At 67.0% G+C, this 22,023-nt stretch carries 17 protein-coding genes and 1 tRNA gene; 6 read left to right on the top strand and 12 right to left on the bottom strand.

Annotation, left to right across the window (positions count from 1 at the left end; genetic code table 11):
• Window positions 1–136 precede the first annotated feature (136 nt).
• A tRNA-Gly gene (locus C8J26_RS05760) sits at window positions 137–210 on the top strand.
• Between the two features lie 34 nt (window positions 211–244).
• Here the strand turns inward: C8J26_RS05760 and C8J26_RS05755 are convergent.
• Together C8J26_RS05755 and C8J26_RS05750 are read right to left on the bottom strand one after the other, a co-directional pair.
• Window positions 245–1,267, bottom strand: coding sequence for a phytase (locus C8J26_RS05755; RefSeq protein WP_167398785.1), 1,023 nt, complete (start codon window positions 1,265–1,267; stop codon window positions 245–247).
• The gene (locus tag C8J26_RS05750; RefSeq protein WP_107957138.1) at window positions 1,267–4,347 is read right to left on the bottom strand and encodes a TonB-dependent receptor; all 3,081 of its coding nucleotides are present in this window, start codon (window positions 4,345–4,347) and stop codon (window positions 1,267–1,269) included. Before C8J26_RS05750 ends, C8J26_RS05755 begins: the two co-directional genes overlap by 1 nt.
• 236 nt (window positions 4,348–4,583) lie before the next feature.
• Between C8J26_RS05750 and C8J26_RS05745 the strand changes: the two genes are divergently transcribed.
• Window positions 4,584–7,115 carry a TonB-dependent receptor gene (locus C8J26_RS05745; RefSeq protein WP_107957137.1) on the top strand — a complete coding sequence of 844 codons (2,532 nt, stop codon included), beginning with the start codon at window positions 4,584–4,586 and terminating at the stop codon, window positions 7,113–7,115.
• Window positions 7,116–7,178: 63 nt separating this feature from the next.
• On the opposite strand, the gene C8J26_RS05740 is transcribed toward C8J26_RS05745, so the two are convergent.
• From C8J26_RS05740 to C8J26_RS05720, 5 genes are all read right to left on the bottom strand, one after another.
• Window positions 7,179–8,519 (bottom strand): sensor histidine kinase, encoded by a 1,341-nt coding sequence (locus C8J26_RS05740; protein ID WP_107957136.1) that lies wholly within the window; start codon window positions 8,517–8,519, stop codon window positions 7,179–7,181.
• Complete coding sequence (locus C8J26_RS05735; RefSeq protein WP_425275396.1) at window positions 8,516–9,199, bottom strand: response regulator transcription factor; 684 nt, start codon at window positions 9,197–9,199, stop codon at window positions 8,516–8,518. The genes C8J26_RS05740 and C8J26_RS05735 overlap by 4 nt, the downstream gene beginning before the upstream one ends.
• Window positions 9,200–9,262: 63 nt before the next feature.
• Complete coding sequence (locus C8J26_RS05730; RefSeq protein ID WP_056420341.1) at window positions 9,263–10,792, bottom strand: methyl-accepting chemotaxis protein; 1,530 nt, start codon at window positions 10,790–10,792, stop codon at window positions 9,263–9,265.
• Window positions 10,789–11,109, bottom strand: coding sequence for a hypothetical protein (locus tag C8J26_RS05725; RefSeq protein WP_107957135.1), 321 nt, complete (start codon window positions 11,107–11,109; stop codon window positions 10,789–10,791). The genes C8J26_RS05730 and C8J26_RS05725 overlap by 4 nt, the downstream gene beginning before the upstream one ends.
• Before the next feature lie 89 nt (window positions 11,110–11,198).
• Window positions 11,199–12,176 carry a quinone oxidoreductase family protein gene (locus tag C8J26_RS05720; RefSeq protein WP_107957134.1) on the bottom strand — a complete coding sequence of 326 codons (978 nt, stop codon included), beginning with the start codon at window positions 12,174–12,176 and terminating at the stop codon, window positions 11,199–11,201.
• A 106-nt stretch (window positions 12,177–12,282) separates the two neighbouring features.
• Here C8J26_RS05720 and C8J26_RS05715 point away from each other — a divergent pair, with 106 nt between their 5' ends.
• Window positions 12,283–13,743, top strand: a complete 1,461-nt coding sequence (locus tag C8J26_RS05715; RefSeq protein ID WP_107957133.1) for an aldehyde dehydrogenase family protein — start codon at window positions 12,283–12,285, stop codon at window positions 13,741–13,743.
• A gap of 113 nt (window positions 13,744–13,856) precedes the next feature.
• Here the strand turns inward: C8J26_RS05715 and metH are convergent, their stop codons facing one another.
• The 4 genes from metH to C8J26_RS05695 all read right to left on the bottom strand — a co-directional run bounded on the left by metH (window position 13,857) and on the right by C8J26_RS05695 (window position 19,782).
• Window positions 13,857–16,568 carry a methionine synthase gene (gene metH, locus C8J26_RS05710; protein WP_107957132.1) on the bottom strand — a complete coding sequence of 904 codons (2,712 nt, stop codon included), beginning with the start codon at window positions 16,566–16,568 and terminating at the stop codon, window positions 13,857–13,859.
• 132 nt (window positions 16,569–16,700) lie between these two features.
• The gene (locus C8J26_RS05705) at window positions 16,701–17,759 is read right to left on the bottom strand and encodes a homocysteine S-methyltransferase family protein (protein ID WP_107957131.1); all 1,059 of its coding nucleotides are present in this window, start codon (window positions 17,757–17,759) and stop codon (window positions 16,701–16,703) included.
• 128 nt (window positions 17,760–17,887) lie between these two features.
• Complete coding sequence (gene metF, locus C8J26_RS05700; RefSeq protein WP_107957130.1) at window positions 17,888–18,832, bottom strand: methylenetetrahydrofolate reductase; 945 nt, start codon at window positions 18,830–18,832, stop codon at window positions 17,888–17,890.
• The gene (locus C8J26_RS05695) at window positions 18,829–19,782 is read right to left on the bottom strand and encodes an ArsR/SmtB family transcription factor (RefSeq protein WP_056420360.1); all 954 of its coding nucleotides are present in this window, start codon (window positions 19,780–19,782) and stop codon (window positions 18,829–18,831) included. Before C8J26_RS05695 ends, metF begins: the two co-directional genes overlap by 4 nt.
• Before the next feature lie 206 nt (window positions 19,783–19,988).
• Here C8J26_RS05695 and C8J26_RS05690 point away from each other — a divergent pair, with 206 nt between their 5' ends.
• The 3 genes from C8J26_RS05690 to C8J26_RS05680 are packed head-to-tail and all read left to right on the top strand — an operon-like array spanning window position 19,989 to window position 21,635.
• Window positions 19,989–20,360 carry a hypothetical protein gene (locus C8J26_RS05690; RefSeq protein WP_056420363.1) on the top strand — a complete coding sequence of 124 codons (372 nt, stop codon included), beginning with the start codon at window positions 19,989–19,991 and terminating at the stop codon, window positions 20,358–20,360.
• Between the two features lie 7 nt (window positions 20,361–20,367).
• Entirely contained in the window at window positions 20,368–20,691 is a 324-nt protein-coding gene (locus C8J26_RS20815; RefSeq protein ID WP_244185183.1) for a hypothetical protein, read from the top strand.
• The gene (locus C8J26_RS05680) at window positions 20,688–21,635 is read left to right on the top strand and encodes an aldo/keto reductase (RefSeq protein ID WP_107957129.1); all 948 of its coding nucleotides are present in this window, start codon (window positions 20,688–20,690) and stop codon (window positions 21,633–21,635) included. The genes C8J26_RS20815 and C8J26_RS05680 overlap by 4 nt, the downstream gene beginning before the upstream one ends.
• Window positions 21,636–21,690: 55 nt before the next feature.
• On the opposite strand, the gene C8J26_RS05675 is transcribed toward C8J26_RS05680, so the two are convergent.
• Window positions 21,691–22,005 carry a hypothetical protein gene (locus C8J26_RS05675; RefSeq protein ID WP_146168778.1) on the bottom strand — a complete coding sequence of 105 codons (315 nt, stop codon included), beginning with the start codon at window positions 22,003–22,005 and terminating at the stop codon, window positions 21,691–21,693.
• Window positions 22,006–22,023 lie beyond the last annotated feature (18 nt).

Below are 22,023 nucleotides of genomic sequence, written 5' to 3'. Positions count from 1 at the left end.
CCATGATCCTTGTCGGGCATCGGGCCCGTCCCGCTACAGCGCTGGACGCGCACGGACGTTCCCATGCGCTTGACGCTTGAACTTCGCGATCGTGCCGGGTACGGACACCGGACCGCGCCGGTATCGGCATGCGTCTGCGGGTGTAGCTCAATGGTAGAGCTTTTGCTTCCCAAGCAAGTGACGAGGGTTCGATTCCCTTCACCCGCTCCAATCCCAGCGCTGACCACCACCGACGGCCTGACGATCAGCGCAGTTTGAGCGCGCGGCGGACCGCATCCCAGCTGACATATTTGAAGTTCTGCGTGGCAGGCGCATTGTCGCCGTCCTGCGCGACCAGCAACCCGCGCGGATAGGCCGGACCGAAATCGCCCAGCATCAGGTCGATGCCGTCGGTATCGCTGGTGCCGTCGATCGCGCCGCCGCCGATGCGGAAGCGGCCGGCATAGGTGACGCCAGGCAGGCGATAGAGCGTGTAGGCATTGTCGCCCTGGCTCGACGCGACGAGATAGCCGCCGCTCCTGCCAGAAGGTGCGAGCGCCAGCCCCTCCGCGTCCGCGACGAGCGTCTTGCCATCGACCTTGGCGATCGCGGTTGCGGTCGTGGCTGCGGACGGGTCGGCATCGAACCGCCAGAGGCCGACATCTTCCTCCGCGACGTATAACTGTCCCGTCCGATCATCGACGACGCAGCCTTCGGACTGCGTGGCGAGCTTCATCGAGCGTACCGTAGTCACCTTGGGCGTCGCACCCGACAGATCGATCGCGACCTGGTCGATGCGACCGTCCTTGAGCACGATGAAACCGAACAGCGCGTGGTCGCGGGCGCGGGTCCACAGGCACATGCCATACGCCTCGCCCGCGCCGACCGGGAAGCGGCCGAGCGGCACGAGCTTCGCCGCGGCAGTGTCGAGCGTGAACAGCGAGACATGCGCGGTCGCGACGTCGGCGCGGTCGCTGGCGGCGGCGATCACCCGCGCGCCGGTCTCGCGCAGATCGACATTGTTGAGCCGCTCGGCGGGCGTGAAGCTCAGCCGCTTGCCGGCCAGGCTATAGACATGGATGCCCGCCTTCTTGTCGGTGCCGATGACGAGGCTCTTCGATGGATCGGCCGGGTTGCGCCAGATCGCGGGATCGTCGGCGGCGTCCGCTGCAGTGTCGACCGGATCGGTCTCCGCCGTGGCCGCGACCATTGGCGCCTCGGTCGCCAGCGGGGCCGAGGTCGTGGCGCACCCTGCGAGCAGCAAGGCGGCGAAGGGAAGCGCGCGCATCAGAACGTCACCCGCATGCCGCCGGTATAGCGACGCCCGAACGTCTCATGCTCGATCGTGTAGGCGGACGAGCCGACATAGCGGCGTCCCGGACCGTTCAGCAGATTGGCGAAATCGGCATAGATCTCGACATTGCCGTTGATTGCGTACCGCACCGACGCGTCGAGTTCATTGTCCTTCGCCCAGTAGAAATCGCCGCCATCGACGCCGCGAACGGTATCCCCGACCTGCGCGACCGCGCCGATCGCGTCGAGCCAGGCGGACCGGTTCTGGTACGAGACTCGCGCGGAGAAGCCGTATTTCTCGTAATAGCCGATCAAATTGTAGATCGCGTCCGAGGCGCCCGGCAGCGGCACCTTCCGCGACGGGATACCCGCCGCACCCGGCGTATCCGCGCGGCTCTTGTTGATCGTCGCATTGAGCTGGATGCCGAAGCCGCCCATCCACTCGGGCAGGCCGAGATCGGCGGTGAAGGGCTCAAGCTGCTGCTGGATCGCGCCCTCGATGCCCATGATATAGCCCTTGCCGCCGTTCAGGACGGTCGAGAACTGATATTGCGAGCGATCGGTGCTGCCGGTGTTGAGGATCGTGCTGCCGAAGGTCTGGACCGAATCGAACAGGACGTTGGTGACGTCCTTGTAATAGGCGCCGATCGACAGGAAGCCGCGCGGCATCGTGTAATATTCGACGTAGAGATCCGCGCCCTTGGCCTTTTCGGGCTTCGCATCGGGGTTGCCGCCCGACACGGTCAGGTTCGCGTCGTTATAGGTCAGGTTCGGGCGGAGCTGATCGTAATCGGGGCGGGCCGCGCCGGTGTTGAACGACAGGCGCGCCTTCATCCGATCGTTGACGTCCCAGTTCAGGTGGAGGCTGGGATAGACCAGCGTCTGGCTCGACTTCGCCTCGACCGGCGTCGTCGCGTTGGTCGAGGCGTTGATCGAGAAGGCGCGCGCGTCGTTTCGGATATGCTCGACACGGGCACCGCCGACGATGCTGCCCCAGTTGGTCGTCACGGTGGCCATCGCATAGGCCGAATAGACCTTCTCGCCGACCTCGTAGAAATTCGCGTCTACCGGCAGGTAGCTGGCGACGGTCTTCGCCTGATCGACCAGCCCGAGCACCTTGTCGCGGTCGAAATACTGGAAGGTGTAGCCGAGCGGAATCTCGCCCTGGAACCCGCCGGTCTTGGCGATCGCCGCATAGCCGGTGGGGATCCCCGCCGCGGCAAACTGCGCGGCGCTGTTCAGTTCGAGCAGGTCCTCGTTCGCGGTCTTGGTGCGATCGTCATAGCGGACGCCGGCGGTGAACACCGTCTGCGCGCCGAACAGCGAGGCTTCGCGGCTGATGTCGAGCTTGGCGGTGTACGCTTCGGTGACGTCCTGTGCCTTGAGTGAGCGCAGACGACTCAGCGTGCGCGGGAAGTCCTCGATCGAGGTCACCTGGTCGCCGCGCGAGAAGGTGCCGTCGGCGTTGCGGATCGTCCGGAACAGCTGGACCTTGGCGAGTTGCGGATCGGTCAGGTCGTAGCCGACGGTGAGCCGATTGGCCGCGTTCGCGCCGTTGGTCCCGAATGCCGGGCTGTCGTAATTGAGCTGCGCGGGCTGCGTCCGATCGTCGATCGAGCGCGTGAAGTTGCCGCGCCAGGCGACCTTCCACGCGCCGAGTTCGTGATCGCCGCCGATCGTGTTGGTGAACACCGACTGCTTGTACTTGCGCACCGTGAAGTTCGAGTTGAGATCGATCCCGTACACCGTGCCGAGCAGCGGCGTGTTGCCGGTGCACACATCGGCATAGCCCGTGGTGCCCGATGCGGGGCGGGCGTTGACCGTGCAGGCGGCGGTGCCGTTCGGCGTGCGCGACTGCTGGTCGTCGAGATCGAAGATGTAATTGTTGCGCTGTTCGTCGTCCTGGAACGCCGAGTAGATCGTCTCGGCGAACAGCTTGTGGCCGGGCGCCGGACGCCAGTCGAGCCGGGTCGACAGCGAGTAGTTCTTGCGGGTCAGCCGGTAGAGCTTGTTCTCGGTCTCGCGCGCCCAGTTGCGCGTCTGGTAGCCGGGCCGCCGATCGCGGTCGACCGCCTCGAAATCGGTCTCGAAATTGTCGGTCACCATGCCGCGGCGATAGAGGCTGGCGGACGAGACGATGCCGAATTCGCCGATCCCCGTGTCGATCCGATCGGAGATGACGAGCGAGCCTTCATATTCGGTCTTCTTGCCGAGCTCGACATGGCCGAGGCCGCCCTTGGCCTGCACCTTCATCCCCGGATAATCGAACGCCGATCGCGTGATGATGTCGACATTGCCCGCGATCGTCTCGCCGGTCATGTCGGGGGTGACCGCCTTGCGGACGACGATCTGCGACGCGATCGCCGAGGGGATCGAGTCAAAGCGCGCGTCGCGACCCTCGGGGCTGACGACGTTGATGCCGTCGATCGACAGCGTGGTCCAGTTGATCGGCGCGCCGCGCAGCGTGATGTAGCGCGCCTGGCCCTGGTCGCGCTGGACGCCGACGCCGGGCAGCCGGCTGACCGCCTGGGCGACGTTCTGGTCGGGCAGGCGACCGATCGAATCCGACGCGATGACCGAGACCAGCGACGGGCTGGTCCGCTGGATCTGGAGCGCTGCGGCTTCCGATTCCGCGATCGGGCGCGAGCCGGAGACGACGATCTCGTCCCCCTCCCCGGCGTCGGAGGGCGCGCCGGCGGTCATCGCGACGTCGAGCGTCACGGCGGCGTCGGCGACCGTCACGGTCCGGCGCGCGTCGGGAAAGCCGACATAGCGGATCACGAGGTCATGCGTACCGGCGGGCACGCCGACCAGCGTGAACCGCCCGGTGCGATCGACCACCGTCGACAGGTCGAGCGCGGGGATCGAAACCGATGCGCCATCCAGATAATCGCCGCTGCCCGCCTGCGACACGGTGCCGGTGATCGATCCGGCAGCGCGCGGCGCAGCGGCCGGAGTCGCGGCGATCGGTCCCGCATAGGCGGTGGCGATCGTCAACGGTGTCAGCGCGCAACCGGCGAGCAGGACATGCGCGAGAACAGGGCCGCGAATGCGGCGCGACGGATTGGATTTCATGATAGGTCCCCGGGTGTCCCGGCTTTGTCCAGCCGGCTTGGGGGCGCGGTAGCCGCCGCGCGTGGCTTGCGCGTTACGGCGTCATGACGAGATCATGACAGCGGCGCCATCTGGCCCAACATTAAACCACCATTAAAGATCCCGGACACGCGATTCTTATATTCGTAACGGACGTGCCACGACCGCCGCCTATCGCGCCCCTCAAGGCAAACACTGCCGAAAAAGGGAAACCCTCGATGTTGAATTCAGCAAGCCTGCGCTTGCGGCTGCTGGCCGGCGCCGCCCTGACGGTCGCGATCGCGTCGCCCGCCTTCGCCGCCGCCACGCCAACCGACGCCACGCCGCCCGCTGCCACGCCGACCGCCGCCGCGCCGAGCGCGACCGATCCTGCGCCCACCGATCCTGCAACGGCCGACCCCGCCGACCAGACCGGCCTCGGCGACATCGTCGTGACCGCGACCAAGCGCGAGACGAACCTGCAGAAGACGCCGATCGCGATCAACGTGCTCAGCAGCCAGGCGTTGACCGATCGTCACGTCCAGAGCCTGTACGATCTCGCCGACGGCGCGGTGCCGTCGCTGCGCGTCGCGACGTTCGAAGCGCGCCAGTCCGCGCTGACCATCGGCATTCGCGGCATCGTGCCGCTCGACGCGAACCAGCCCGCGCGCGAACAGGGAGTCGGCGTCTATATCGACGGCGTCTATCTGGGTCGCCAGCACGGCCTGAACGCGGCGCTGTTCGACGTCGACCGGATCGAAGTCCTCAAGGGTCCGCAGGGCACGCTGTTCGGTCGCAACACGGAAGGCGGCGCGCTGAGCATCGTCACCAAGGGCCCGAGCGGCAAATGGGGCGGCAGCGCGACCGGCGGGATCGCCAATTACGGCGGCTATAACGGCGCACTGCGGCTCGACCTTCCCGAAGTCTATGGCGTCGCGCTGAAGCTCGACGGCGTCGTCCAGTATCAGGGTGCGACCACCAAGAACCCGCTCGTCGGCCAGACCGGCTTCAACTATTACGATCGCCGCGGTTTCAAGGCGACCGCACGCGTCCACCCGATCTCGGGCATGACTGCCGATTTCAGCTACGATAACGGCTACGACTCGAACAGCCCGTTCTACAGCCAGTTGCTGAACGTGAACCCGAACGGCTGCGTCGCCGGCGCCCAGTCCGCCGCGTCCGCGTGCAAGCTGCCCGGCACCAACTACACGACGCTCACCGGTAGCGTGAAGCCGGTCCCGAGCCAGGTCGTCGTCAACGGCACCAGCCGCATGAAGACCGCCGATATCGGCGTGCCGCAGCAGCCGAGCATCGACAAGACGCACGGCTTCACCTCGAACATCCGCTGGAACGTCGCGCCCGAGATCGAACTCCGCTCGATCACCGCATGGCGCGGCGTGAACGCGACGCAGTATGACAATAGCGGCGGCTATCACCGCGTCCCCGTCGTCGCCGCAGGCTGCACGGGCACGGCGTGCAATTTCAGCCGCTACAGCCTTGCCGACCTTCACCAGAACCAGTTCAGCCAGGAATTCCAGGCAGTCGGCACGGTCGGCCAGTTCGACTATGTCGCCGGGCTCTATTATTTCAACGAGCACATCAGTGACGACGCGGCGACGCCGAATTCGCTGGCGTTCAATTCGACGCTGTCGACGATCACCGTGCTCGATCCCTGCACCGGGTCTGGCGGGTTCGGATCGCAGCCTGGGTGCCGCTCGATCGATCGCGCCTCGGAAGTGCATTCGAAGAGCTATGCGGGCTACGGCCAGGTCACCTGGAACCCGACCGACACGATCCACCTCACCGCAGGCGGCCGCTACACGCGTGACGAGAAGCAGGGCGTACTGCATTATTCGCGCAACCTGAACTACGACACGGCGACCACCGCGCAGCTGACCGCCGCCGGGTACAAGCCGCTCGACGCCAGCTGGAACCGGTTCAACCCGATGGCCACGCTTGCCTATGACGCCAGCGACTCGGTCCATCTCTATGCCAAATACGCGACCGGCTACCGCGCCGGCGGTGCCAGCTCGCGCACGTCCAACTACCAGACGTTCAACCCCGAGGACGTGAAGTCGTACGAAATCGGCGCCAAGACCGACTTCTGGGGTCACCGCGCGCGCCTGAACCTTGCCGGCTACATCATGGATCGCAAGAACAGCCAGGTCGACATCAGCTCGATCCAGACCACCGCGTCGGGCAGCTTCAACAACCTGGTCACGATCAATGCCCCCGGCATCACCAAGATCCGCGGGATCGAGGCCGACCTGACCGTGCAGCCGGTCACGGGCCTCACGCTGACCGCGGGCTATGCCTATACCTACACGAAGATCCCGCCGGTGCTGATCGCGTCGACCGGCGTGTACCAGAACTTCTACATCGTGTTCACGCCGCGCAACGCCGCCAACGGATCGATCGACTATACGGTGCCGGTGAGCGACATGGACCTGAAGTTCCATCTCGACGGCAACTACTCGCAGGCCACGCAGACCTTCGATCAATATGCCACCAAGAACGATGCGGCGTTCATCGCCAATGCGCGCCTCGCGCTGGCGAACATCCATGTCGCCGGCAGCAACGCGGTGACGATCTCGGCCTGGGTCCGCAACCTGTTCGACAAGCAGTATGTGTTCCGCCGCGATCCGTCGAACAGCCTGCCGGGCTCGCCGACGACGAGCACGACCTCGGGCAGCATCAGCAACGTCCTGGGCGATTACGGCAATTTCAACGCGCCGCGCACCTACGGCATGGAGGCGTCGGTCAAGTTCTGATCGCCACGCTATTGTGAGACGGGAAACCCGGGCAGGCGCAACGCCTGTCCGGGTTTTCTCGTTTCAATCCCTTGGCAGCGCGATCACGACGCGCAGCCCGGGGGACGCATCTTCGAGCACGATCGTGCCGCGGTGCAGCCGGGCGATCGCCTCGATCAGGGGCAGGCCAAGCCCGTGACCGTGTTCGTGGCGGCTCAGGTCGAGCCTGCCGAAGCGCCGCAGTGCCAGCGAGCGTTGATCCGCCGGGATGCCCGGACCGGTATCGCTGACCGAGAGCGTCGCGGTCTTCCCCGTCGTCGCCACACCAATCGCGATTTGCGTTCCCGGCGGCGTGTGACGCAGCACATTCTCGATCAAATTCACGAGCATCTGCCCGAGCAGATGCCGGTCGCCGATGATCGGGGCCGGGTCGGCGCAATGGACCAGCATCGTCCGACCGTCGTCGACGACCACCGGCTGCATCATCGTCGCGATCTCGTCGACCAGCACGGCGAGGTCGAGCGGCGCGAAGGCCGCGCGGCGATCGCCCCCCTCGACCTCGGCAATCCGCAGGATCGCCGCGAACATATCGAGCAGGTCATCGCTCATCGCGATCGCCGCTTCGATGTCGCCGCGCTGCGCGTCGGTCTCCGCGCGGCGCAGCACCAGCGCGAGCTGGCTCCGCAACCGCGCGAGCGGCGTGCGCAGGTCGTGCGCGATGTCGCTCGAGACGTTGCTGATGCCCGCCATCAAGTCCGAGATCCGGTCGAGCATCCGGTTGAACGCCCGCGCCTGGTGCGCGAACTCGCCGCCGGAGGGATGGATCGGCACGCGGCGCGCCATGTCGCCGTCGATGATCGCCTCGACCGTGCGCCGGGTCTCGCCGATCCGCCGCCCGATCGTGACGACGAAGAACACCAGGCCGCCGACCACGATCAGGACGATCGACCCGAACCCGAGCAGATAGATCCAGGTGCGCGCGGCATTATAATCGTCGAACGGCTCGGTCTCGGCGACCGTCGTCAGCGTCATCCCGCTGCCGACGTCGCGGACCAGCGCGCGCCCCGCGGTGAGCCCGGCAATCCCCTCGTCGCGCGCGATCGTCGAGAAGCCCGGCGGCAGGCGGCGCGACAGCGCGATGTTGCCGGCAAGCGGACGGCCGCTGGCATCGACCAGCAGCAGGCCGATATCGCCGGTGTCGCGCTCGCGCATCGCCGCGTCCATGCGGCGGAACACGTCGGCCTGGCGTCGCTCGCCAGGCACACCCGCAATGGCGTCGCTGACGACGACGATGCGGCGGTCGACCAGCCGCTCGATCGTCTGGAGCGTGATGCCGTGGATCGCGAACCCGGTACCGACCGTGGCGACGAGGAACGCGAGCAGGAACGCCAGCGTCAGCGTGCGCAGCGACCGGAACCGGATCATCCGCGCAACATATAGCCGACGCCGCGCACCGTCAGGATCGGGTCTTCACCCCCTGCCGCGGTCAGCTTGACGCGCAGATGCCGGACATACACGTCGACGATGTTGGTGGTCGGCGCGAAGTCATAGCCCCAGACCCGTTCGATCAGCATCGCGCGGGTCATCACGGTGTCGGCATTGGCGACGAACTCGGCGAGCAGCTTGAATTCCAGCTTGCCGAGATCGATCGCGGTCCCGGCGCGCCAGGCGCGGAACCTGGTCGGGCTGACGACAATGTCGCCCGCGCGGATCGTGTCGCTGCTGCCCGCGGTCCAGCGCCGCCCGCGCACCATCGCCAGCAACCGGGCGTTGAGCTCGGCGGCGGCGATCGGCTTGACGACATAATCATCCGCGCCCGCCTCGAGCCCCTCGACCTTCTCGACCGAGCGGCCAAGCGCGGTGAGCATGATCACGGGCAGTGTCATGTTGCTGCCGCGCAACCGCGCGAGCACCGACATCCCGTCGACCTTCGGCAACATCCGGTCGAGCACCACCGCGTCGAACGGCACGCTGTCGACCGCGGCCAACGCCTCACGCCCATCAGCGGCGACCGTCACCGCGTGATCGAACCCGCGCAGTTCGTCCGCCAACCCTTGCGCGAACACCGCATCGTCCTCGACCAGCAACAGGTTCAGGCTCATCATCGTCTCGCCGAAAGGGGCCCCTGCCCTACCGCGCTTTGCAGCCAACGCAAACGGGTCCGCGCGCTACGCCGCCCTGAGTTGCACCACGAAGCGGTCGGTCGCCGCGCGCAGCTGGCGCGCGGTATCAAGCAGGCCGGTCGCGGCGCGAGCGACCATGTCCGACAGCCCCGCGGTCTCCCCGGCCACGCGCGCGACGCCGAGCATTTCGTCCGCCATCAGGTCGATCCCCGCCGCGGTCGTGTCGGCGGTGCGCTCGATCGACGCGGCGGTCTGGTGATGATGCCGGACCTCGGCCTGGATCGTGTCCGCGGCCGTCGCGAGCTGGCCGATCGTCGTGGCGATCCGGCCGATCGCATCATGCGCCAGCCCCGCGCCCTCCTCCGCCGATCCCGCCAGTGCGCGGATTTCGCTCGACGCACCCGTCGCCTGCCCCGCCAGCTGCTTGACCTCGCTGGCGACCACCTTGAAGCCGTACCCCGCCTCGCCCGCGCGCGCCGCCTCGATCGTCGCGTTCAGCGCGAGCAGGTTGGTGCGCGCCGCGATCTGCTGGATCGAATTGGCGAAACCGCCGATCGTCTGCGTCCGCTCGACCAGCGCCAGCATCGCCGCATGGCTCGACGTCGAGGCGGTCCGCGCCTCGGTCCCCAGCTGGACCTGTTGCGCCGCGACGGCCGCGATCGATGTCACCGACTGGGTGAGCGCGTGGATCTGCGCGGACAGCCGGCCGGCGCTTTCGGACGACTGCGTCGCGGCGGCGGCACTCGCGACCGTCTGTCGGGTCGCCGCCTGTGCCAGTTCGTTGAGCGCGCGCGCGGAGCCATCGAGTCTGGTCGAGGCCGAGCCGACCGAATCGACGATGTCCGCGACCGAGGCCTGGAACGCCTCGGCGAGCGCCATCATCTCGGCCTCGCGGCGCTCGACGAGTTCGCGTTCGATCGCCTGCCGGTGCGTACGTTCGCTGGCCTCGCGCGCTTCGGCGGCGCGTAACCCTGCGATCGCGGCCTCCATCCGGTTGCGGCTGTCGATCGCCTCGTTGGCCAACGTCTCGCTTTCGCTGCGCGCGACCTCCTGCCGGATCGTCAGCTCGCGCAGGCGGATGGTGACGTAGCTCAGCACCGCCAGTTCCAGCCCGACCGCGACCGCGTGGATCACGACCCGGCCGATATTGCCCACGCCGGTAAAGACCCAGCCGGGCTCGGCATGCTCCAGCGCCAGGTGGTGGAGCGCGATCAATCCCGCGGCGAGCGCGATCGGCCGCCAGTCGCACAGCACGACCAGCGCCGCCAGCGCGACGAAGAAGTACATGTGCGCGTCCATCTGCCAGGGGTGCCCCTGCAACAGATACACCCCCAGCGCTGGGTATACCGCGGCGGGCGCGCCCGAGACGAGCCGTGCGCACGCGTCGTGCCGCCGCTGCTGCGCCATCACGCTCGGCGCGAGATTGACCAAAACCGCGACGACAAGAACCGGGACGAGGCCGTCAGCGTCGAGCCACAGCCCCATCACCGCGAGCCATGCGGTGCACGCCCAGCCCGCGACCGCTAGGATGGCGATGCCGCGCGCGCGCAGGCTTTCGAGCTCGGTCGGGTTCATGCCGCACCGTCGGACGAACCGCAGGCAACGCCCGAGGCCGCAAGCAGGATGATCCCGTGCGACATCATCACGCTCGCCAGCAGCGACCGGTCGCCCCGCACCACATAGCTGTTCGGCAGAGGCCCCGCACCGATCAGCAAGGCATGCTCCGCCACTGCGATCGGCAGCAGGCTGGCGGTGGCGTCGCGTCCGACCGGTACCAGCAGATACTCGCCGCGTCGCGGCGGCCACACCGTGAGCACAGCAAAGCCGAGCACGACCGCCAGCCCTTGCGCGACGAAGCACGAGAGCGTGGCGAGATTGTAAGAACGAGACATTCGTTCGACGTACAATCAACGGGTTAGGCGGGGGTTAACAACGCATCTGCTGTTCCACATTCGCTAATTCAGCCGCTCAATCACCGGCGCTATGACGGCAGCAGCAATGTGCTGCCCCAGGTGTCGCCGCTCTCGACCGCGCGGTGCGCGTCGGCCGCGTCCTCGAGCGCGAAGGTCTGGCCGATCTCGGGCGTGATCGCGCCACTGTCGAGCATCGCGAACAGTCGCGCGATGCCGGCCTGCCGCTCTTCCGGCGTCACATAATAATCAAACAGCGTCGGCCGCGTGACGAACAGCGAGCCCTTCCGCGCGAGCACACCGATGTTGACGCCGTCGACCACGCCACCCGCATTGCCGTAGCTGACGATCAGACCACGCCTGGCCGCGCTGTCGAGCGAGGCGGTCCAGGTCGCGCCGCCCACGCCGTCCAGCACGATCGGCACGCCCTTGCCCTCGGTGATCTGGCGAACACGCGCGGCGATATCCTCGGACTTGTGGAGGATGACGTGGTCTGCACCGGCGTTCCGCGTGCGCGCCGCCTTGTCCTCGCTGCCGACGCTGGCGATGACGGTCGCGCCGATCGCCTTCAGCCAGCCGACGAGTATGTGGCCGACTCCGCCCGCCGCCGCATGGACGAGCACGGTTTGGCCCGCCTGCACCTTGGCGCAGCGCTCGACCAGGAACTCGGCGGTGGTGCCCTTGAGCAGGATCGCCGCGGCGGTGCGATCGTCGAGCGTGTCGGGCAGCTTGAACAGCTGGTTCGCGGGCACGTTGCGCTCGGTCGCATAGGCACCGCGCGACGGGCCGAACGTCCCGACCCGGTCGCCGGGCGCGAAATCGGTGACGCCCTCACCGACCGCCATCACCACGCCCGCGGCCTCGCTGCCGAGTCCCGATGGCAGATCGACCGGGTAGACGCCGCTGCGGTGATAGGTGTCGATATAGTTCAGCCCGACCGCGGTGTTGCGCATCCAGACCTCGCCCTTGCCCGGCGGCGGCAGCGTGACGTCATGCCACTGGATGACCTCCGGGCCGCCGGTCTTCTCGATGAATGCCACTCTCGCCATGCCGGACTCCTGATGAGTTTCGGCATCAACCTACCCGACGCGTTTCGGGTTGCAACCGATCTCCGGCGAGCCCATTCCTTGGCAAGACAAGATGCGGAGAGGCACGATGAAAAGCTATTTGCAGCAGTATATCGATGGCGCGTGGGTCGAGAGCGAGGGCGGCACCGTCTACCAGGTGATCGACCCGTCGACCGAGCAGCCGTGCACCGAAATCACGCTGGGCACTGCTGCCGACGTCGACAAGGCGGTTGCCGCGGCGCGCGTGGCGTTCGAGAGCTGGAGCCGGACGAGCGTGCAGGAACGCCTCGACGTGCTCGGCCGGATCATGACCGAATACAAGGCGCGAATGCCCGATCTGGCGAAGGCGATGTCGCAGGAGATGGGCGCACCGATGGCGCTCGCGTCGATGGCGCAGGCGCCCACCGGACTGGCGCATTTCTCCGCGACCGCCAAGGCCCTGGCGGCGTTCGGATTTTCGGAAGTCATCGGCAAGGCGACCGTCGTGCACGAGCCGCTCGGCGTCGTCGCGATGATCACGCCGTGGAACTGGCCGCTGAACCAGATCTGCGCGAAGGTCGCGCCGGCGCTGGCCGCGGGCGACACGATGATCCTGAAGCCGTCCGAGGAGGCGCCGTCCTGCGCGGTTATCCTGGCGGAGATCATGGACGCGGCGGGCGTGCCCGCGGGGGTGTTCAACCTCGTCAACGGCGACGGTCCGGGGGTCGGCGCAGCGCTGTGTTCGCACCGCGACGTCGACATGGTGAGCTTCACCGGATCAACGCGCGCCGGCATCGCGGTCGCGCTGGCGGCGGCACCGACGGTCAAGCGCGTGCATCAGGAGCTTGGCGGAAAGGCGGCGAACCTCGTCCTCGAGGGGTCCGATCTCGCCGCGGTGCTGCCGCCGACGGTGGCCGGCGTGCTCGCCAATTCGGGGCAGAGCTGCATCGCACCGACTCGCCTGCTGGTCCATGCGAGCCAGGTCGCCGAAGCGACCGCGATCGTGAAGTCGATGATGGAGCAGACCAAGGTCGGCGATCCCGCCGAGATGGGCCAGCATATCGGCCCGGTCGTCAACAAGGCGCAGTTCGACAAGATCCAGGGGCTGATCCAGTCCGCGATCGACGAAGGCGCGACGCTGGTGACGGGCGGCGTGGGTCGTCCGGACGGGCGCAATGCGGGCTATTACATCCAGCCGACGCTGTTCACCGACGTCCGCCCGGACATGCGGATCGCGCAGGAAGAGACGTTCGGCCCGGTCGCGACGATCACCGCCTATGCCGATCAGGACGAGGGGATCCGGATCGCCAACGCCACCGAATACGGGCTGTCGGCGACGATCTCGGGCGACCCGGCCGCGGCGGCGAAGGTCGCGGGCCGGTTGCGCGCGGGGCTGGTGACGATCAATTCGTGGAGCCCCGACATCGGCGCACCCTTTGGCGGGTACAAACAGTCGGGCAACGGCCGCGAGAACGGCCGCTATGGCCTGACCGACTTCATGGAAGTGAAGACGATCACCGGCCTGCCGGGCGACGTGCGCGAGGGCAAGCCTGCCGAAGCGGGAGCCTGAGTGGAGGCCCCTCTCCCCTTTCGCGAGAGGGGCTAGCCTGCAAAGCACGCGTGAGGTGCGCGTTGCGTTAGTCACTCGCAGACCGTCATCCTGACGTTCGTCAGGATGACGGATTAATCGAGGTTCGGACGCAACCAGCGCTCGGCCGTCTTCAGGTCTGCGCCACGCCGTGCCGCATAATCCTCGAGCTGGTCGCGGCCGACGCGCGCGACGCCGAAATACTCGGCCTGCGGGTGGCCGAAATAGAAGCCCGAGACGGCGGCGGTCGGGAACATCGCAAAGCTCTCGGTCAGTTCGAGCCCGGTCGCGGTCTCGGCGTCGAGCAGGTCGAACAGGATCGGCTTGAGGCTGTGATCGGGGCATGCGGGATAGCCCGGCGCAGGGCGGATGCCGCGATATTGCTCCTTGATCATCGCCTCGTTGGTCAGCTGTTCGTCGGGCGCATAGCCCCACAGCTCGGTGCGGACATGCTTGTGGAGCCGCTCTGCAAACGCCTCGGCGAAGCGGTCGGCGAGCGCCTTCAGCAGGATGTCGTTATAGTCGTCATGCCCCGCCTTGAAGCGCGCGATATGCGCGTCGATGCCGTGGATGCCGACCGCGAACCCACCGAACCAGTCGTCCTGCGTGTCGACGAAATCGGCCAGGCACATGTTGGCGCGGCCTTCGCGCTTGGCGATCTGCTGGCGGAGCATGGGGAGACGCACCTCCTTCTGCTCCCTCTCCCCTGCGGGGAGAGGGTCGGGGTGAGGGGCTGTTCCGGGCGCAGCATTGCTTGGCTGCCCCTCACCCCAGCCCTCTCCCCGCAGGGGAGAGGGAGCAGTGACCACCACATCATCCCCCTCGCGCCGCGCGGGCCAGAGCCCTGCGACACCGCGCGGCGTCAGCCACTTCTCCGCAACGATCGTGTCGAGCATAGCTTGCGCATCCGCATAGAGCGAGGTCGCGCTCTCGCCGACGACCTCGTCGGTCAGGATCGCGGGGAAGTTGCCCGCCAGCTCCCACGCGCGGAAGAACGGCGTCCAGTCGATATAGTCACGCAGGTCCGACAGGTCCCAGTCCGCGAACACGTGCACACCGGGCTTCACGGGCGCGGCGGGCTTCATCGCGAAGTCCGCCACGAACGCGCGCTCGCGTGCCGTCGCCAGCGGCAGCAGCTCGCTCTGCCCCTTGTTCGCGCGCGACAAACGCACCGCCTCATATTCGTCGGCGGTCTTCGTCACGAACTCGTCGCGGATTGTGTCCGACACCAGCGTCGAGGCGACACCGACGGCGCGGCTCGCATCGAGCACGTGCACCACCGGGCCGTCATAGGCCGGCGCGATCCGCAGCGCGGTGTGGACCTTCGACGTGGTCGCGCCACCGATCAGCAGCGGCATCGTCATCCCTGCGCGCTTCATCTCCTCGGCGACCGTCACCATCTCGTCGAGGCTCGGCGTGATGAGGCCCGACAGCCCGATCATGTCCGCGTCATTCTCGTTCGCGGCCTCGAGGATCTTCGACCACGGCACCATCACGCCCAGATCGACCACGTCGAAGCCGTTGCACTGGAGCACGACGCCGACGATGTTCTTGCCGATGTCGTGCACGTCGCCCTTGACGGTCGCCATGATGATCTTGCCCTTGCCGCGCGCGCCGGGCTCCTTGGCCGCCTCGATGTAGGGCAGCAGATGCGCGACCGCTTTCTTCATCACGCGCGCCGACTTGACGACCTGCGGCAGGAACATCTTGCCGCTGCCGAACAGGTCGCCGACGACGTTCATGCCGTCCATCAGCGGGCCCTCGATCACCTCGATCGGGCGACCGCCATTGCCATCGATGATCTGGCGCGCTTCCTCGGTATCCTCGACGACGTGGAGGTCGATGCCCTTGACCAGCGCATATTCGAGCCGCTTGTTGACGTCGAGCGAGCGCCATTCGGCCGCTGCCTTCTCGGCGACGACATCGGTACCGCGATAGCGTTCGGCGAGCTGGACGAGCCGCTCACCCGCCTCGGGATCCTTGTTGAGCACGACATCCTCGACCGCCTGGCGCAGCTCGGGGTCGATATCGTCATAGATGTCGAGTTGGCCGGCGTTGACGATCGCCATGTCCATGCCCGCGGGGATCGCGTAGTATAGGAACACGCTGTGCATCGCGCGGCGCACGGGCTCGTTGCCGCGGAACGAGAAGCTGAAGTTCGACAGCCCGCCCGAGATATGGACGTGCGGGCAGCGCGCCTTGATCTCGCGGCATGCCTCGATGAAGTCGACGCCGTAATTGTCGTGCTCCTCGATCCCCGTCGCGACCGCGAAGACGTTGGGATCGAAGATGATGTCTTCGGGCGGGAAGCCGATCCCGACGAGCAGCTTGTACGCGCGCTCGCAGATCTCGACCTTCCGCGCCTTGGTGTCCGCCTGGCCGACCTCGTCGAACGCCATCACGACCACCGCGGCGCCGTACGCCATGCACTTCTTGGCTTGGGCAAGGAACTGCTCCTCGCCCTCCTTCATGCTGATCGAGTTGACGATCGGCTTGCCGCTGACGCACTTCAGCCCGGCCTCGATCACGCTCCATTTCGAGCTGTCGACCATGAACGGGATGCGCGCGATGTCGGGTTCCGCGGCGATGAGCTTGAGGAACGTCGTCATCGCGTGGTGCGCGTCAAGCAGCCCCTCGTCCATATTGACGTCGAGCACCTGCGCGCCGCTCTCGACCTGCTGGCGCGCGACCTCGACCGCGGCGGGATAGTCGCCCGCCATGATCAGCTTCTTGAAGCGCGCCGAGCCGGTGACGTTGGTGCGCTCGCCGATGTTGACGAAGGAGGTGGAGGAGGAAGTGGTGGTCATTGTCTGTTCTTCAAAAAGCCCTCTCCCCTCCGGGGAGAGGGTTGGGAGAGGGGCTGTGTCTCACCGAGAGCGGCACTGCTGGGCAGCCCCTCTCCCCGACCCTCTCCCCGCAGGGGAGAGGGAGCAGCGGCCTCAGGCCGCCATCGTGAACGGTTCGAGGCCAGCGAGCTTCGTCCTAACCTCCGGGCTCGCAACCGCGCGCGGTTCGAGCCCGCGCACACCGTCCGCCATCGCCTTGATATGCGCCGGCGTCGAGCCGCAGCAGCCGCCGAGCACGTTGACCTGCTTGGCCACCGCCCATTCGCCGACCAGCCCCGCGGTCGTCGCCGGCATCTCGTCATACTCACCGAGCTCGTTGGGCAGCCCAGCATTCGGGTAGATCATGATCAGCGTGTCGGCGATCCCCGACAGCGTCCTCACATGCGGCCGCAGCTGCTCCGCACCGAACGAGCAGTTGAGCCCGATCGTCACCGGCCGCGCATGCCGCACCGCGTACCAGAACGCCTCGACCGTGTGCCCCGACAGGTTGCGCCCCGACAGATCGGTCAGCGTCATCGACAGCATGATCGGCACGTCGCGCCCGAGGTCGTCGCCTGCCTCGATCGCGGCCATGATCCCGGCCTTGGCATTCAAGGTATCGAACACCGTCTCGATCAGGATGAAGTCGACCCCGACCCCCTCGCCGCCTTCGAGCAACGCGTCGATCTGCTCGCGGTAGACGCCCTTCAGATAATCGAAGTCGATCTCGCGAAAGCCCGGATCGTTGACGTCGGGCGACAGCGACAGCGTCTTGTTGGTCGGCCCGATCGCACCGGCGACGAACCGCGGCCGGCCGTCCTTCGCTTCATATTCGTTGGCGAGCGCACGTGCGATGCGGGCGGACTCGACGTTGATCTCGCGTACCAGATGCTCGGCGCCGTAATCCGCCTGGCTGATGATGTTCGCGCTGAACGTGTTGGTCGACACGATGTCCGACCCCGCGTCGAGATATTCGCGCGTGATCGTCTCGGGGACTTCCGGCTTGGTGATCGCCAGGATGTCGTTGTTGCCCTTCTGGTCGTGGCTGAGGCCGAGCGTGCCCGCATAGGCCGCTTCGTCGAGCTTCCAGTTCTGGATCTCGGTCCCGAACGCGCCGTCGGTGATCAGGATACGCTTGGCGGCTTCCGCGTTGAAACGTTCACGTGGTGTCATCGTATTCACTCCCCCCTCCCGCAAGCGGGAGGGGTCGGGGGTGGGCGCCCGATCTCCTCGGGCGGTATCGTTGGAGGAGCGCGCGAGCCCACCCCCAGCCCCTCCCGCATGCGGGAGGGGAGCAAGAATTACGCCGCCGCGACCGTCACGTCGCTCTTCGCGCGCACGCCGAGCATGTGACAGATAGCATAGGCGAGTTCGGCGCGGTTGAGCGTGTAGAAGTGGAAATCCTTCACGCCGCCCGCATAAAGCCGCCGGCACATCTCGGCCGCGATCGTCGCCGCGACGAGCTGTCGCGCGGCGGGATGATCGTCGAGCCCTTCGAACAGCCGGTCCATCCAGGCCGGGATCTCCGCGCCGCAAAGCCCCGCGAACTTGCGCGTCTGCGCGACGTTCGACACCGGCAGGATACCCGGCAGGATCTGCGCGGTGATGCCTGCTGCGGCGACCCGGTCGCGGAACCGGAAATACGCCTCGGGCGAGAAGAAGAACTGCGTGATAGCGCGGCTCGCGCCCGCATCGAGCTTGCGCTTCAGATTGTCGATATCCGCATTGGGATCCCCCGACTCCGGATGGCACTCCGGATACGCCGCAACCGAAATCTCGAACGGGTGCAGTTTGCGCAGTCCCGCGACCAGTGCCGCCGCATTCTCATACCCGCCCGGATGCGCCTGATACGGCTGGCCGAGCGTCGGCATGTCACCGCGGAGCGCAACGATATGGCGCACGCCCGCCGCCCAATACTCCTCCGCGACCTGGTCGATCTCGGCCTTGGTCGCCTCGACGCAGGTGAGATGCGCCGCCGCGTTCATCGACGTCTCGCGCTGGATCCGCGCGACGGTGGCGTGCGTCCGCTCGCGCGTCGACCCGCCCGCGCCATAGGTGACCGACACGAAATCGGGCGCGAGCGGCTCCAGCGTCCGGATCGCCTCCCAAAGCTGCGTCTCCATCTTCTCGGTCTTGGGCGGGAAGAATTCGAAGCTGATGCCGACGTCGCCTGCAAGATCCGCGAACAGCGGTTCCTCGAGCGCGCGGCGCGCTTCCGCCAATTGGGGGATCGAAATGTTCGTCATGCCGCCTTCACCTCACGCAAGCTCGCGCCGATCTTGCGACCGAGCCATAATTTCACCGTCAACTCGCCGCCCTCGAGCGTCTCGACCCGCGCCGTGTGCAGGCCGGCGCCCGCGAACCACGCCGCCATCTGCTCGTCCGCAAAGCCCAGCCGGGTATGCGCATCGCGCAGCCGCAGTTCCTCGCGGTCGTGGCTCGCGAAATCGGCGATCAGCAACCGGCCGCCGGGGGCGAGCACGCGCGCCGCCTCGCTCACCGCGGCGCCGGGCTGCTGCGCGAAATGCAGGACGTGGTGCAGGATCGCGACATCGGCCGCGGCATCTTCGAGCGGCAGCGCATACAGGTCCGCCTGGCGGAGTTCGGCATGCGCCATGTCGTGCAGCTTCGCGCGTGCGAGCCGCAGCATCTCCGAGCTACGATCGATCCCGAGCGCGACCTTGGCGCGCCCGCCGAACAGCTCGAGCATCCGCCCGGTGCCGGTGCCGATATCGATCAGCGTCTCCATCGGCGCCGCGCCGAGCACCGCCGCCATCGCCGCCTCGATCTCGCTTTCGGCGACATGGAGCGACCGGATCGCATCCCATTCGTCGGCATGCCCCTCGAACCACGCGGCCGCACTCGCCGCGCGGTCCGCGCGCACCGCCGCGAGCCGCGCCGCATCCGCGACCGCCCAGTGATCGGGCTCGGCCTTCGCCCAGGCGTCGAGCGCCGCCGCGATCGGCTCGACCGCGCTTGGCGTACCCAGCGCGACGAAGACCCAGCTGCCCTCCTTGCGCCGCTCGGCAAGCCCGGCGTCGCACAGGATCTTCACATGCCGCGACACGCGTGGCTGGCTCTGCCCGAGCACCTGCGCGAGCTCGCCGACCGACAGCTCCATGCGCCGCAACAGTGCAAGGATCCGCAACCGCGTTGCGTCCGCCAATGCACGGAAGATTTCGAGCGCCATCGTCATGACGGATCATATAAAGATTTCTTTATATGAGGTCAACGCAGCCGTAAGCCTCTGCGACTTATCGCATCGCGTCCGATCGTGACGGATCGGAAACGCTTCATCCGCGTTCGATTGCGCTATGGGCCGGGCATTTGCTGGTCCACAAGGGCCACGTCCCCGGGAATACCCGCGGGAGGGACGCCAGATCGTCAACGGGAGTAGTTTATATGAAGAAGTTTCTGATCCCCGCGCTGGCCCTGACGGCCGGTCTCGCAGCCTGCAGCAACAACGCGCAGGACCAGACGGCACAGGCCGCCAACGCAATCGCCGCCGATGCCAGCGCGACCACCGCGAACGCGGTCGACGACGTCAGCGCCGCCAGCGATCGTGCGCTGGGTTCGGCCGAGCGTTCGCTCGACAATGCCGGTGCGCGCATGGACAACGCCACCGACAATCTCGACGTGAAGGCCGACCGCGCCGGTGACCGTATCGAAGCCGGTGCAGACCGCGCAGGCGCCTCGATCAGCAACGGTGCCGACCGCGCTGCCGATGCCACGGGCAACGCGCTGACCCGCGCCGGCAATGCGATCAAGGACTAAGCACTGAATGGATCGCCGCCCGCCTACCCTCGTCATCCCGGTGAACGCCGGGATCTACCGGTTCGGGTTTTCTCGACCCAAGCGGAAAGACACCAGCGTTCGCTGGCATGACGGATGGGGCGCGGCGGCGGTCCTTCTACCCGTGGTGCTGGCAGCCTGCTCGCCCGCCAGCGAACCCGGGGCCGTTACCGCCGACGAAGCGCATCAGTTGAACGAGGCGGCCGCGATGCTCGATGCGAACAGCGTCGATCTCAACGCGGTCGCCACCGCTCCTGACGAAACGGCGCCCGATACAGACATACCCTCAAATCAAAGTGATCAGACGCGATGACCCTGCGCCGCCTCGGTTCGACCGATCTCAAGATCGCCCCCCTCGTCCTCGGCGGCAACGTCTTCGGGTGGACGGCTGACCGCGCCGCCAGCTTCGCGGTGCTCGACGCGTTCGTCGCTGGCGGCGGCACGATGATCGATACCGCCGACATCTATTCGGCCTGGGTCGACGGCCACAAGGGCGGCGAATCCGAGAGCATGATCGGCGAATGGCTGAAGGCTAGCGGCAAGCGCGACGACGTGCTGATCGCGACCAAGGTCGGCATGCTGCCGGGCGAAGGCGGCGAGAAGCTCGCGCCGGCGCGCATCGCTGCCGCTGCCGAAGCCTCGCTCAAGCGTCTCGGCACCGATCGGATCGATCTCTATTATGCGCATCAGGACGATGAGGATGTCGCGCAGGAGGACGTCCTCGAAGCGTTCGGCAAGCTGGTCGATGCGGGCAAGGTGCGCGTCATCGGCGCGTCCAATTTCCACGCTGCCCGCCTGAAGTCCGCGGTCGACGCCGCCAAGACGTCGGACCTGCCGCGCTATCACGTGCTCCAGCCCGAATATAACCTCGTCAGCCGGACCAAGTTCGAGGGCGAACTCCAGGATTACTGCGTCACCGAGAATATTGGCGTGCTGCCCTATTACGGCCTCGCCTCGGGCTTCCTGACCGGCAAATACCGCACCAAGGACGACCTGGGTCAGAGCGTCCGCGGCGGGCGGATGGGCGAACTGCTCGACGGCAAGGGGAAGGCCGTACTCGACGCGATGGACTCGGTGGTCGAGGCAACCGTCGCCACGCATGCGCAGGTCGCGCTTGCATGGCTGATCGCGCAGCCCGGCGTCACCGCGCCGATCGCCAGCGCCACCAGCGTGAAGCAGATCGAAAATTTGCTGCCTGCGATGACGCTCGAACTGACCAAGGATCAGCTGGAGACGCTGACCGACGCAGGCGTCTGATCGCCTGATCCTCCCCCTTGCGGGGGAGGATGTGAGGTTCGACGTTCCGCTTCGTTTACGCCCCCCAGGGGCCAGTCGTTTTGGGCACCGATACGCCCGATGGCTTGGCAATTCCGCCGTCCAGCCCGGCGAGGGGCAGCGCGTCCGAGGCCTGTCCGCTCTGCACCGGCACCGACACCAGTATCGCGATATCCGCCGCCGTTTCCGGGTCGGTCAGCCGGTGGACGATGTCGCGCACCGTCGCGACCTCCCAGCCATCCTCATACGCGATCGCAAGTTTGTGGCCGACCGCCGGCAGCGCGTCGAATTCGTAATCCTCCTGCCGATCCGCGCCGACCCAAGTCGCGCCCATGAAAATTCGAACCAGCATTCGCGAACCTCTTTATCG

Origin of the sequence: Sphingomonas aurantiaca, assembly GCF_003050705.1 — a bacterium.
Classification (GTDB): Bacteria; Pseudomonadota; Alphaproteobacteria; order Sphingomonadales; family Sphingomonadaceae; genus Sphingomonas; species Sphingomonas aurantiaca.
Note: the sequence above shows the minus strand (reverse complement) of the source record. Positions and strands in the feature narration are given on the sequence as shown.

Excerpts from the sequence above, each read along its gene's own strand:
- C8J26_RS05755 (WP_167398785.1), bottom strand. The coding sequence starts at position 1,267 with ATGCGCGCGCTTCCCTTCGCCGCCTTGCTGCTCGCAGGGTGCGCCACG.
- C8J26_RS05750 (WP_107957138.1), bottom strand. The coding sequence starts at position 4,347 with ATGAAATCCAATCCGTCGCGCCGCATTCGCGGCCCTGTTCTCGCGCAT.
- C8J26_RS05745 (WP_107957137.1), top strand. The coding sequence starts at position 4,584 with ATGTTGAATTCAGCAAGCCTGCGCTTGCGGCTGCTGGCCGGCGCCGCC.
- C8J26_RS05740 (WP_107957136.1), bottom strand. The coding sequence starts at position 8,519 with ATGATCCGGTTCCGGTCGCTGCGCACGCTGACGCTGGCGTTCCTGCTC.
- C8J26_RS05735 (WP_425275396.1), bottom strand. The coding sequence starts at position 9,199 with ATGATGAGCCTGAACCTGTTGCTGGTCGAGGACGATGCGGTGTTCGCG.
- C8J26_RS05730 (WP_056420341.1), bottom strand. The coding sequence starts at position 10,792 with ATGAACCCGACCGAGCTCGAAAGCCTGCGCGCGCGCGGCATCGCCATC.
- C8J26_RS05725 (WP_107957135.1), bottom strand. The coding sequence starts at position 11,109 with ATGTCTCGTTCTTACAATCTCGCCACGCTCTCGTGCTTCGTCGCGCAA.
- C8J26_RS05720 (WP_107957134.1), bottom strand. The coding sequence starts at position 12,176 with ATGGCGAGAGTGGCATTCATCGAGAAGACCGGCGGCCCGGAGGTCATC.
- C8J26_RS05715 (WP_107957133.1), top strand. The coding sequence starts at position 12,283 with ATGAAAAGCTATTTGCAGCAGTATATCGATGGCGCGTGGGTCGAGAGC.
- metH (WP_107957132.1), bottom strand. The coding sequence starts at position 16,568 with ATGACCACCACTTCCTCCTCCACCTCCTTCGTCAACATCGGCGAGCGC.
- C8J26_RS05705 (WP_107957131.1), bottom strand. The coding sequence starts at position 17,759 with ATGACACCACGTGAACGTTTCAACGCGGAAGCCGCCAAGCGTATCCTG.
- metF (WP_107957130.1), bottom strand. The coding sequence starts at position 18,832 with ATGACGAACATTTCGATCCCCCAATTGGCGGAAGCGCGCCGCGCGCTC.
- C8J26_RS05695 (WP_056420360.1), bottom strand. The coding sequence starts at position 19,782 with ATGACGATGGCGCTCGAAATCTTCCGTGCATTGGCGGACGCAACGCGG.
- C8J26_RS05690 (WP_056420363.1), top strand. The coding sequence starts at position 19,989 with ATGAAGAAGTTTCTGATCCCCGCGCTGGCCCTGACGGCCGGTCTCGCA.
- C8J26_RS20815 (WP_244185183.1), top strand. The coding sequence starts at position 20,368 with ATGGATCGCCGCCCGCCTACCCTCGTCATCCCGGTGAACGCCGGGATC.
- C8J26_RS05680 (WP_107957129.1), top strand. The coding sequence starts at position 20,688 with ATGACCCTGCGCCGCCTCGGTTCGACCGATCTCAAGATCGCCCCCCTC.
- C8J26_RS05675 (WP_146168778.1), bottom strand. The coding sequence starts at position 22,005 with ATGCTGGTTCGAATTTTCATGGGCGCGACTTGGGTCGGCGCGGATCGG.